14 protein-coding genes are annotated in these 11057 nt (G+C 74.3%); 4 read left to right on the top strand and 10 right to left on the bottom strand.

Annotated elements, in window-relative coordinates:
- Positions 1-27: 27 nt before the first annotated feature.
- From ACIBQZ_RS33660 to ACIBQZ_RS33650, 3 genes are all read right to left on the bottom strand, one after another.
- Entirely contained in the window at positions 28-504 is a 477-nt protein-coding gene (locus ACIBQZ_RS33660; protein WP_396092872.1) for a hypothetical protein, read from the bottom strand.
- 206 nt (positions 505-710) lie between these two features.
- Complete coding sequence (locus tag ACIBQZ_RS33655) at positions 711-2228, bottom strand: MFS transporter (protein WP_396092871.1); 1518 nt, start codon at positions 2226-2228, stop codon at positions 711-713.
- 43 nt (positions 2229-2271) lie between these two features.
- Positions 2272-2754, bottom strand: coding sequence for a MarR family winged helix-turn-helix transcriptional regulator (locus ACIBQZ_RS33650; RefSeq protein WP_396092870.1), 483 nt, complete (start codon positions 2752-2754; stop codon positions 2272-2274).
- A gap of 206 nt (positions 2755-2960) precedes the next feature.
- Between ACIBQZ_RS33650 and ACIBQZ_RS33645 the strand changes: the two genes are divergently transcribed.
- On the top strand, positions 2961-4178 hold the full coding sequence (locus ACIBQZ_RS33645) for an exonuclease domain-containing protein (protein ID WP_396092869.1): 1218 nt from the start codon (positions 2961-2963) through the stop codon (positions 4176-4178).
- 45 nt (positions 4179-4223) lie between these two features.
- Here the strand turns inward: ACIBQZ_RS33645 and ACIBQZ_RS33640 are convergent, their stop codons facing one another.
- The 3 genes from ACIBQZ_RS33640 to metF form a co-directional block, all read right to left on the bottom strand.
- The gene (locus tag ACIBQZ_RS33640) at positions 4224-4667 is read right to left on the bottom strand and encodes an HNH endonuclease (RefSeq protein ID WP_396092868.1); all 444 of its coding nucleotides are present in this window, start codon (positions 4665-4667) and stop codon (positions 4224-4226) included.
- Between the two features lie 203 nt (positions 4668-4870).
- Complete coding sequence (locus ACIBQZ_RS33635) at positions 4871-5539, bottom strand: CDP-alcohol phosphatidyltransferase family protein (protein WP_396092867.1); 669 nt, start codon at positions 5537-5539, stop codon at positions 4871-4873.
- Positions 5536-6450: a methylenetetrahydrofolate reductase [NAD(P)H] gene (metF, locus tag ACIBQZ_RS33630; protein WP_396092866.1), complete on the bottom strand. Its 915-nt coding sequence runs from the start codon at positions 6448-6450 to the stop codon at positions 5536-5538. The genes ACIBQZ_RS33635 and metF overlap by 4 nt, the downstream gene beginning before the upstream one ends.
- A gap of 51 nt (positions 6451-6501) precedes the next feature.
- Between metF and ACIBQZ_RS33625 the strand changes: the two genes are divergently transcribed.
- A complete protein-coding gene (locus ACIBQZ_RS33625; RefSeq protein WP_396092865.1) occupies positions 6502-7569 on the top strand; it encodes a polyprenyl synthetase family protein in 1068 nt (355 codons plus the stop codon).
- Positions 7566-8174 (top strand): class I SAM-dependent DNA methyltransferase, encoded by a 609-nt coding sequence (locus tag ACIBQZ_RS33620; RefSeq protein ID WP_396092905.1) that lies wholly within the window; start codon positions 7566-7568, stop codon positions 8172-8174. The genes ACIBQZ_RS33625 and ACIBQZ_RS33620 overlap by 4 nt, the downstream gene beginning before the upstream one ends.
- On the opposite strand, the gene ACIBQZ_RS33615 is transcribed toward ACIBQZ_RS33620, so the two are convergent.
- From ACIBQZ_RS33615 to ACIBQZ_RS33600, 4 genes are read right to left on the bottom strand one after another with little or no spacing between them, the layout of a single operon-like run.
- The gene (locus tag ACIBQZ_RS33615) at positions 8158-8946 is read right to left on the bottom strand and encodes a hypothetical protein (RefSeq protein ID WP_396092864.1); all 789 of its coding nucleotides are present in this window, start codon (positions 8944-8946) and stop codon (positions 8158-8160) included. The two genes, ACIBQZ_RS33620 and ACIBQZ_RS33615, sit on opposite strands and share 17 nt — an antisense overlap.
- 12 nt (positions 8947-8958) lie before the next feature.
- Positions 8959-9339, bottom strand: coding sequence for a lycopene cyclase domain-containing protein (locus ACIBQZ_RS33610; protein WP_396092863.1), 381 nt, complete (start codon positions 9337-9339; stop codon positions 8959-8961).
- Complete coding sequence (locus ACIBQZ_RS33605) at positions 9336-9662, bottom strand: lycopene cyclase domain-containing protein (protein ID WP_396092862.1); 327 nt, start codon at positions 9660-9662, stop codon at positions 9336-9338. The genes ACIBQZ_RS33610 and ACIBQZ_RS33605 overlap by 4 nt, the downstream gene beginning before the upstream one ends.
- Before the next feature lie 8 nt (positions 9663-9670).
- Positions 9671-10048 (bottom strand): Rv2175c family DNA-binding protein, encoded by a 378-nt coding sequence (locus tag ACIBQZ_RS33600; protein WP_396092861.1) that lies wholly within the window; start codon positions 10046-10048, stop codon positions 9671-9673.
- 93 nt (positions 10049-10141) lie between these two features.
- On the opposite strand from ACIBQZ_RS33600, the gene ACIBQZ_RS33595 reads away from it, so the two are divergent.
- Positions 10142-10915 carry a hypothetical protein gene (locus ACIBQZ_RS33595; protein ID WP_396092860.1) on the top strand — a complete coding sequence of 258 codons (774 nt, stop codon included), beginning with the start codon at positions 10142-10144 and terminating at the stop codon, positions 10913-10915.
- The last annotated feature ends 142 nt before the right edge of the window (positions 10916-11057 follow it).

The raw sequence follows: 11057 nt of genomic DNA, 5'->3' as shown, positions 1-11057 counted from the left end.
GTTGAGGCTCAAGTCCTTCGGATGACGTCAATGTTCTGTTGACAGTGCGAGGTGCAGGGCCGTGGCGGCGATCCGGACGTGACCGGGCAGGGGTGCGGCAGTGAGGTCCTCGTCGGCCTGGGCGGCCAGCGCGTAGAGGCCGCCCGGGGGCGCGTCCAGAGCCGTCCGCACGGTCGCCCGCACCAGGGCCGCGCGCGGGAAACGGGCTGACCAGCGGCGGTCGGCGGCGATGCTGCGGTGCAGGTCGTCTACCGCGGCGCGGAGCGTGACGATGCTGTGGGCGTACCGGAGATCCTGGTCGTGCCGTCGCGACCGTGCCGCCGCCAGCAGCCGCTGCCGGCGCTGCTCGGCGGCCTGCCGGCTGGCCAGGCCGAGCGCGGCGGCGATCTGCGCCCAGGTAGCGCCCGCCTGCCGGGTCCGGTCGATCAGCTCCAGCTCACGCTCGTCCAGCGCGGCCCGGGCCGCGCTGAGCTCCGTCAGGTGCCTGAGCTCAGCCTCCGCCACCCGTCAACAATACGTTGACAGCGTCGGGCCGAACCCCGAACGACTCCTCAAGATCGCCGTCCGCAGCCGCCAGGGCGGGCATCCGGTCCGCGGTGACGAAGTGGGCGAGCAGCCGGCCGTCGTCCGCGGATCACCGTCGCCGCCCCGCAGGAGGACCCGCGCCTCGCCGCGGCCTGGTGGGTGTCCGGGCTGGGTGGACGGTGCCGCTACTGGCGGCAGAGTGGTGGCTCGATCGCGACAGGTCCCGTGGGCGCCGGGACGACACGGCGGCGGGTCCGTCGGGAACGGCGGGCTGGTCCGGTAGCGAGCGAGCGGTCGGTGGCGGCGGCGGACGGCGCGGGTCGGACCGACGGCGGGTGGCGGAGCGTGAGTGCGCTGACGATCAGCGCGCCCAGCGAGAACCCCGCCGCCGTCAGGTAGGCCCGGCTGTAACCGTCGCGCAGCGCCGCGACCTCGCCGACCCCGGCCGCCAGGCTCGCGTCGGTCACCCGGGCCGCCACCACCGCCAGCACCGCCAGGCCCAGCGCCGCGCCCGCCTGCTGAGCCGTGTTGGTCAGCCCGGACACCAGCCCGGTCTCGTGCGGTGCCGCGTCCGCCATCGCGAGCATGATGATCGCCGGGATCACCACCCCGATGCCCAGGCCCATGATGATCAGCGAGGGCAGGACGTCGGTCGCGTACCGGGGGTCGGCCGGGGCCCGGGCCAGCAGCAGCAGGCCCGCGGCCAGCACGCCGAGGCCGGCCAGCAGCACCGGGCGGGCGCCGTAGCGGGCCGTCACCCGTGGCGCCACGACCAGCGAGAGCACACCGATCACCAACGGGGTGGGCAGGAACGCCAGGCCGGTGCCGATCGCGTCCAGGCCGAGCACCCGCTGCAGGAACAGGGCGTTGATGAACTGGAAGCCCATGCCGGTGGCGAAGATCAGCACCACCGTCGCGCCGGTGCCCAGCAGCCGGCGGCGGCCCAGGACGTCGAGCGGCGCCAGCGGGCGGCGGGCGTGCCGCTGGCGGAGCAGGAAGGCCGCGACCAGCAGGAGCGCGACCGCGCCGTACCGGAATCCACCGGCCACGATGGCGTAGACGCCGAGCGAGAGGCCCGCCGTGATCAGGACCGCCCCGCTCAGGTCCAACCCGTCGCCCAGGCCGGGACCCGCCTCGCGGGGCACCGCCCGCAGCGCGCCGACCAGCACCGCCGCCCCGATCGGCACGTTGACCAGGAAGATCCACGGCCAGCCGGCGGCCTCGGTCAGCAGCCCGCCCGCGACGAAGCCGACGGCGGCGCCGCCGGCCTGGGTGAAGCTGTAGACGCCGATCGCCCGGGCCTGCGGGCCCGGCTCCGGGTAGAGCCGGACGATCAGGCTGAAGATCACCGCAGCCGCCAGCGCGCCGCCGACACCCTGCACGAACCGGCCCGCGACCAGCAGCACGGCCGTGTCGGCGAGGCCGCAGAGCAGGCTGGCGGCGGTGAACACGACCAGGCCGGCGAGGAACACGCGGCGGGCGCCGAGCAGGTCGCCGAGCCGCCCGGCGAGCAGCAGGAACCCGGCGAAGCCGATCAGGTAGCCGTTGACCACCCAGGCCACGCCGGCGGGCGAGAAGCCGAGGTCGAGCTGGATGGCGGGCACGGCGACGGCCACGATCGTGCTGTCCAGCACGATCATCAGCGACATCGCGCAGAGCACGGCGAGCGCCGCGGCACGACGCGGGTACCCGGAGGAAGCCATAGTCCGACCGTAGCAGATAGTCTGCTTGCGGACTATCTTATTGTCACCTACTTGTCGCCTGGCGGGCCCGGCGCACCGGCTTCGGGCCGGGCTCCAACCCGCCGTCGACCAGCTGCGCCAGCGCCGCGACGAAAGACTCCCGGGCCGGCTCGGGCAGGGCGCCCAGCGCCTCGGCGTGCACCCGGTCGACGATCCGCTGACCCTGCTCGGCGGCGGCCCGGCCGGCCGGGGTGACCGCGATGATCCGGGCGCGGCGGTCGGTGGTGGACGGACGGCGCTCGGCCAGCCCGCGGCGCTCCAGGTCGTCGACGGTGCTGACCATCGTCGTCTTGTCCAGGTCGGCGAGCGCGGCGAGCTGGATCTGGGTCCGCTCCTCCGCCAGCGCGTGCACCAGGACACACTGCATCCGCGGCGTCAGATCGACGGCGGCCAGCGCGGCGGCCAGCCGGTTGGACAGCGCGTGGCCGGCCATGTTGAGCAGGCCGGTGACGTCGCGGACGGTGCGCTCGGGAGCGGCGGAGGACATGAAACCAGCGTATCGCGGGATCATCCGCTACCGGATGATCCGAAGGCGGGGCGGCTGGCCATCTCAGCGTGTCGTCCTGTTCTCACCGGGTTTCAGCCGAGGAAGACCCCCCACGCAGCGGAGTCCTAGCCCTGCGCAGCGTTGTTAGCGTCATGGCCGAGCCGGACGGCTTGGGGCAATCAGGACTAACGGCACGTAGGAGCATCATGTATGCGGTCATCGATGTCGAGACCACCGGGCTACGGGCGTCCTGGCACGACCGGATCGTCGAGATCGCGGTGGTGCACCTCGACGAGCGCGGCCGGGTCCAGGACGAGTGGTGCAGCCTGATCAACCCGGACCGCGACCTCGGGCCGCAGCACATCCACGGCATCTCGGCGGCCGAGGCCGGGCAGGCGCCGACCTTCGCCCAGCTCGCCGGCCAGGTCTCCGATCTGCTGCGGGGACGCACGCTGGTCGCCCACAACCTCGCCTTCGACGCGTTGTTCCTGGCCGCCGAGTTCCGCCACCTCGGCCACGCCGTGCCGGTGGACGCCCGGCTCGGCCTGTGCACGATGCAGCTGGCGCCGCACTTCCTGCCCAGCGCCGGGCGCAGCCTGCACGACTGCCGCCGCGCCGCGGGCCTGCCCGGCCACCGGGCCCACTCGGCCCTGCACGACGCCCACGCCGCGGCGGACCTGCTCGCCCACTACCTGACCATCACCGGCACGCCGCCGCCGTGGACACCCACCCTGGCCCGGTGCCGCACGCAGGCCTGGCCGACCGTGCCGCCGTCGACCGCCGCTCCGGTGCGCCGCCGCTCCCCCGGGTCCCGCGAACCGCACTTCCTCACCCGGCTCGCCGACCGCCTGCCCCGGCAGCAGGAACCCCGCGCGGACGCCTATCTGGACCTGCTCGATCAGACACTGCTCGACCGGGACATCTCGGCGACCGAGGCCGAGGGGCTGGTCACCATGGCCGAGGCGCTCGGGCTGGGCCGGGCGGACGCGCGCAGCCTGCACCGGCGGTACCTCACCGGGCTCGCCACGGTGGCGCTCGCCGACGGCATCCTGACCCCGGCCGAACGGCAGGACCTGGAGCGCGTCGCCGATCTCGTCGGCCTGCCCGCGTCGGCCGTCGAGCGGGTGCTGGCCGACGCGGCCCGGCACCCGGCCGGCGCGAACCGGCGGTTCTGGCAGCTGGAGCGCGGGGACGTGGTGGTGTTCACCGAGACGATGGCGCCGGACCGCGAGAGGTGGCAGGCCGACGCCGAGGCCGCCGGGCTGGTGGTGGGCGAGGCCGTCAGCAAGAAGACCCGGCTGCTGATCGCCGCCGACCCCGAATCGATGTCCGGCACGGCCAAGAAGGCCCGCCAGTACGGCGTCCCGGTGGTGCACCCGCAGGCGTACCGGACGATGCTGGAATCGCTGCTGCAACCGGTCTGATGGGACGACCGACGGACCCCCGTGTGAACCCGCCGGCCGTCGTCATCAGAGCGCGGCCGCAGCCGCCCAGCCGGGCGCCGTCGGCGCCTGTCGCAGCGGCATCCGCGCCTCCGCCGGCGTGCGGTTTCCCTTGCGCTGGTTGCAGCGCCCGCAGGCCGCGACGGTGTTGAGCCAGGTGTTGCCGCCGCCCCGCGAACGCGGCAGGACGTGGTCGATGGTGGAGGCGGTGCCGCCGCAGTACGCGCAGCGCCGGCCGTCGCGGGTCAGCACCCCGGCCCGCGACCAGCCCGGGCCGCGGCCGTGCCGCCAGCGCGTCACGACGTAGCTGACCAGGCGGACGACGGTCGGGATCGGGAAGACGCCCATGCGCGCGTCCGGCCGCGCCTCCTCGACGACCGCCACCTCGCGGAACAGCATGCGGATGGCGTGCCGGACGCTGACCCGGTGCAGCGGCCCGAAGTCGGCGTTGAGTACGAGGACCACGCTCATCGCGGGTCACCTCCCCTGTGTCTCGCGCACGAAAAACCGCCCGTCCCGAACCCAGGGACGAGCGGCCGCCGGTGCCCGCGGGCGCGCGTCAACCGGGGCTGTCAGCCCTGCTCTCGTGCCGGTAGGCCGTCACGTGGTCTCCTTCTTTGTTCGTGGAAAAGGTAGGGCGCGGCCACCATTTCGGACAACCGAATAAAAGATCGTCAGGCGGACAGCTCGCGGCGCACCGCGAGGGCAAGCTGGGCCAGGCCGAGCACGCCCAGCCCCAGCCAGGCGACCGCCGCCACCTGGACGACTGTGGTCTCCCAGCCGGGGTGCAGCAGACCCGCGAGGCCGCCGACCAGCAGCCCGCTGATCGCCACCGACACCCGGGTGGGGCGCTCGCCGACGGTCACGATGCCCAGGCCGTCCATGCCCCCGGCGGCGGCGCGGGCCCGCACGTACTCGTGCAGCCAGCTCACCGCCGCGCCGGCGGCCGCCAGCCAGCCCGGCACCCCGGCCACCCAGAAGGCCGCCAGCCAGGCCAGCTCGCCGAGCCGGTCGGCGACCGAGTCGTAGACGAAGCCGAGCCGGCTGACCCGGCCGGTCACCACGGCGACCGCGCCGTCGAGCGCGTCGGCGCAGCTCGCGAGCAGCACCAGCAGGGCGCCGAGCAGCAGACCGGGACGGCCGAGCAGGGCGGCGAACGGCACCGCCACGCAGAGCACCAGGCCGGCCGCGGTGACGGCACCCGGGCCGACCCCCAGCCGGCCCAGCAGGCTGCCGCCGCGGTACGCCAGCCGGATCCAGCCGCGCACGACGGGCGCGGCGGTCTCGGGGTCGAAGCCGCCGTGCAGCCTGGACCAGGCCGCCGCGTACTCCTGCCAGGTCAAGCCGGGACGTTGGCGGCCAGGTGCTGCCACACCTCGCGGGTCGCCGTGGATCGGTTCATGGTGATGAAGTGGATGCCCGGCACGCCCTCGTCGAGCAGCCGCTGGCACATCTCGCTGCACAGGTCGATGCCGAGCGCGCGCACCGCGGCGGCGTCGTCGGCGATCCGCTCGAAGCGGGCCAGCAGCGCGGGCGGGAACGGCGCGCCGGAGAGCTGCGCGGCGCGAGCGATGGTCGCCATTCTCAGCACGGGCATCACCCCCGGCACGATCGGCGTGTCGCAGCCGGCCGCGGCGACCCGGTCGCGGAGCCGCAGGTATTCGTCCGCCTCGAAGAACATCTGGGTGATGGCGAAGTCGGCGCCGGCCCGGCACTTCCGGATGAAGTTGCGGGTGTCGGTCTCGATGTCGGGCGAGCGCGGGTGCTTGTAGGGGAACGCGGCGACCCCGACGCTGAAGTCGCCGGACTCGCGCAGCAGCCGCACCAGATCCTCGGCGTAGAGCACGCCCTCGGGGTGGCGCACCCACTCGCCCAGCGGGTCGCCGGGCGGGTCGCCCCGCACCGCGAGCACGTTGCGGATGCCGGCGCCGGCCAGCCGGCCGATGACGTTGCGCAGCTCGGCGACCGAGTGGTTGACCGCGGTGAAATGGGCCATGGGCAGCAGCGTCGTCTCGGTGGCGATCCGCTCGGTCACCGCGACGGTGGTGTCGCGGGTGCTGCCGCCGGCGCCGTAGGTGATCGAGACGAAGTCCGGCCGGAGCGTCTCCAGCTCGCGGATCGTCTGCCAGAGCAGCTGCTCGCCCTCGCGGGTCTTGGGCGGCATGAACTCGAACGAGAAGGTGGGGTCCGGACGACGGATGAGCTCCCCGATCGCCGGAGACGTCGGGAGCCGTGAGGGAAGTCCGAGAGACACACCATGACTCTACCGGCTGGCGGACCCGGGTGAACCGGCTAGGTTGGCCCCGTGACGTCCCCGCTTGAACGTGCCGGCCTGCGGCCGCGCGTCGACAAGGCCCTCGCCGCGTTCCTGGCCGGCCAGCGTTCCCGGTTGCTCGCCATCGACCAGGTGCTCGGTGAGATCGCCGACGCCCTCGACGACTTCGTGCTCGGCGGCGGCAAGCGGCTGCGGCCGGCGTTCGCGTACTGGGGGTACCGCGGCGCCGGCGGGGCCGACTCCGACCAGGTGGTCGCGGCGGTCGCGGCGCTGGAGCTGGTGCAGGCCAGCGCCTTGATCCACGACGACCTGATGGACCGCTCGGACACCCGGCGCGGCGAGCCGGCCATCCACCGCAGGTTCGCCGCCGAGCACGCCGCGGCCGGCTGGCGCGGCTCCGGCGACAGCTTCGGCGACAGCGCGGCCGTCCTGCTCGGCGACATGGCGCTGGTCTGGTCCGACGAGCTGCTGCACACCTCCGGCATCGACCCGGCCGACCTGGCCCGGGCCCGGCCGGTCTTCGACGAGATGCGCACCGAGGTGACCGCGGGTCAGTATCTGGACGTGCTCACCGTGGTCACCGGCGACCTGTCGACCGAACGCGCCGGCAAGATCGCCCGGTACAAGTCGGCCAAGTACACGGTCGAGCGGCCGCTGCTGCTCGGCGCGGCGCTGGCCGGCGCACCCGAGCCGCTGCTGCACGCCTACTCCGGCTACGGCCTGCCGCTGGGCGAGGCGTTCCAGCTGCGCGACGACGTGCTCGGCGTGTTCGGGGACCCGGCGCAGACCGGCAAGCCGGCGGGCGACGACCTGCGCGAGGGCAAGCGGACGTACCTGGTGGCGGCCGCACACGAGGCGCTCGGCACGGCCGGGCAGGCCGAGCTGGAGGCCCGGCTGGGCGATCCCGGCCTGGACGACGCCGGCGTCGAACGGCTGCGCACGCTGATCCGCGACAGCGGGGCGCCGGCCCGCACCGAGGAGCGGATCACCTCCCTGACCGGGACGGCGCTGGCCGTGCTGGCCGACGCCGAGATGGACGAGGAGGCGCGCGGGGTGCTGCTCGAGCTGGCCGACGCCGCCACCCGCCGCGCGGTCTGACCGTGCGGCAGGTCCGGGAGGCGTACGCGGCGGTCGCGGAGCTCTACATCGACCTGTTCGGCGCCACCGGGAAGGTCCCCGCCGACGATCTCGCGTTGATCGGGCGGCACCTGACGATCCGGCCCGGCACCGTGCTCGATCTGGGCTGCGGACCCGGCCATCTCACCGGCTACCTGCGGACGCTGGGCGTCGACGCGGTGGGCATCGACCTGGTTCCCGAGTTCGTCGCCCACGCCCGCGCCACCCATCCGACCGGCAGCTACCGCCTCGGGTCGCTGCGGAGCCTCGACGCCGGCGACGGCACCGTGGCCGGCCTCCTGTGCTGGTACTCGCTGATCCACCTGCCGCCGGACGACCTGGACGAGGTCCTCGCCGAGTTCCGCCGGGTGCTGGTTCCCGGCGGCACGCTGGTGGCCGGCTTCGTCGACGGCGACGAGGCCGGCGCCTTCGACCACAAGGTCGTGACGGCGTACCGGTGGCCCGTCGACGAGTTCTCGGCGCGGCTGGCGCGATCCGGCTTCACGGAGGTCGAGCGCGAACGGCGGCCCGGCGACGACAACCAGCGGCCGCACGCCGCGATCGCGGCGGTCAGCGCCGCGCGCTGAGGCCGGCGACGGCGAGGATCGCGGCGGTGAGCTGGAGGGCCACGGTCAGCGCCAGGGTCGGCTGCGGCACCGCGTCCGTCGCGGTGATCAGGTCCAGCGCGAACAGCTGCGCGTAGTCGCGGACCTCGTAGGGCAGCGCCACGGCGCCGACCGCCGCGTCGAGGAAGATCACGGCCACCGCCACGAACAGCACCGCACCCGCCGCGGCCCGCCACCGCCGGTTCGCCGCTGCCGCCACGGCCAGCGCCAGTGCCGCCAGCGCCAGCAGCAACGGCAGGACCGCCCCCACGCCCAGCGACCAGGACGTCTCGGTGGGGCGCGGGCCGGCGGACAGGATGACGACGGAACGCACCACGGCGTACCCGATGATCAGGAGTGCCGCGACCGCCGCCGCGCCGAGCACCGCCCGGCCGGGGGCCGGCCGGCGCAGCACCGCGACCACCAGCAGCAGGAGCACGAACAGCAGGGCCGCCGTCACCCGCGTCAGGGTCTCCAGCTGATCCTGCCGGAACAGGCTCGTGTACTGCTCCGGGCTGAGCACCTGCATCCCGGCGTCGCCGCCGGGCTCCGGCACGGTCAGCGCGGCCCCGGCCACCAGCACACCCGCCGCCGCGGTCAGCACCCAGGACCCGGCGCCGATCGTGTACGCCAGCAGGCACAGCGCCGCCACCACCTCCGCGGGCCGCCACAGCGGCCGGGCGAACAGCACGCCGATGACGTGCACGACTGCCAGCACGGCCGCGGCGATCAGCAGCATTGGCCGGGGACGCACCGGCGCATCGTGTCACATATCGAGCGAATCGCGCTGCCGCATCCGGGCCCGGGCCCAGCGCAGCAGCCGGCTGCCCTCCCCCGCCGCCGGCGTGCGCTGCACCCCGCGCCGGCCCAGCCAGACCCAGACCGACAGGGTCAGCAGCACCATCGCGAAGCCGAACAGCAGGTCCTCGACCGGCGCGAAGACCAGCCGCCAGCCGATGATCGCCGCCGGGTCGTAGATGACGATGCGGCGGCCGGTCAGGATGCCGTTGGACAGCAGCTGGAAGGTGATGATGATCGGGTACGTGGCCCAGAACACCGCACGGGTCACCAGCCGGGTCCGCAGCACCGCGAGATCCACGGCGAGCGCACCGAGCACCCCGAGCAGCGCCGCGACGGTGTAGGTCATTCGTCGCCGACCGGCCGGCGCAGGACCGCCCGGGTCGCCTCGAAGCCCAGCACCGCGCAGACCGGCACCACCACGAAGAACAGCAGCTCGTCCAGCGGCAGGCCGCCGGGGAACAGCACGCCGGTGGTCTGCTCCGGGTCGAACGTCCAGTGCCCGGCGGCGATGGCGGCCAGGTCCCAGAGCACGAAGACGACCACCACCGGCAGCAACGTGAGCAGCAGCCGGCGCCACCGGCGCAGCACGTTGACCTTCAGCACCGGCTCCAGCCAGATCGCGGACACCAGGCAGCCCGCGAGCACAAGAACGTACGCCAGGTGTCGCATCCGGGCGGTCAGAAACCGAGGGCCTGGGCGCGCCGCTTGACCTCGCGGGCCCGGTCCCCGCCGAGCCCCTTGGCGCCGCAGCCGTCCACGGTCGCGTCGGGTTCGTAGAGCCACCGGAGCGCTTCTTCGTCGTTGTACCCAGCGTCGCGAAGCAGAGTGAGGACGCCGGGGAGGTGCTTGAGCACAGTGTTGTTGGCCACCAGATCCGCCGGCACGACACGGATGCCGTTGCGCCGGACGGCGAGCAGCGCACCGTCGCGGATCATCTGGTGCACCTTGCTGATCGACACGTCGAGCTTGTCCGCCACATCGGGCAGGTTGATCCACTCGGACGGGCCGGAGGGCTGCGGGGCCGCCGCCTCACCCACGGTTACGGAATCGGTCACCCGACCAGCGTGCCATGCCCGCGCCGAGGCCGACCAAGCGGAGCACGCGGAACCGGGAACGCCCCGGTTCCTCGAGATCGGAGAAATGTCCCGATGACCCTGTGGCGGAAAGCCCGCACCGAGGCCGCCGGAGCGTGGCGCTCGGTGCGGTACGACCTGAGCCGGCCCCAGCCGAACGCCCACCGGCCGGACGCGAGCTCGCGCGATCCTCGCCCGGAGGTGACCTCGACCGGGTTCCACACGTTCGGTGGCGCGGACCTCACCGGCGAGCGGCTCGTGCCCCGGCCACGCCGGCTGGTGGCGGTCTCGGCCTTCGGCGTCCTCGCGGTCGCGGGGGCCGCGGGCAGCTACTTCGCGGTGGTCAACGGGCTCGGCGGGCTGGTCGACGGGCAGCCGGCCGGCGCCGAGCCGTACCCGCTGGCCGCCGAGGCGCCCCGCGGCACCGAGGGTGAGCTGGCCAACTCCGGCCTGGGCAAGGGCACCGCCCACAGCGCCGGCCGGGCACCCGCGGCGCCCGGCCCGGCCGCCGAGCCCGCGCCCGGCGCCATCCGGGTGCTGCCCACGACGACCACCGCCGCGCCGGTCCCGCCGCGGGTCACCGCGCCACGGCCCCGGCTGACCACGGTGGGCGCCGACCCGGAGACCCAACCGACCGGCTGCTGCGCCAACCCGCCGGTGCCGACGCCGACCGCGCCGGTGCCGACCCCGCAGAGCCCGTCGGCGACCCCGTCGCCGGCGGCGTCCTCAACGGACAGCAGCGCGTCGCCGGAGCCCTCCGAGTCGCCGAGCCCGGCGCCGCCGAGCGGATCCGGCGACGCGAGCACGGCCGAGGCCGAGAACCGGGTACGCCACGCGCGGCGGTACTGATCCGATTTATCACCATAAACGACTCGCGGAGCGCCGGCTCCGCGGGTCGTTTTTTCCCGTATGCCCTGGTCACCGCTTCGCGCTGTACCCGTTCGGTCTCAGCTATGACATCCTGGGCTGCCACACCCGGAAGGACACATAC

Origin of the sequence: Actinoplanes sp. NPDC049599, assembly GCF_044465625.1 — a bacterium.
Taxonomy (GTDB): domain Bacteria; phylum Actinomycetota; class Actinomycetes; order Mycobacteriales; family Micromonosporaceae; genus Actinoplanes.
The sequence above is the reverse complement of the archived record's forward strand: the minus strand, read 5'-3'. Positions and strand labels throughout refer to the sequence as shown.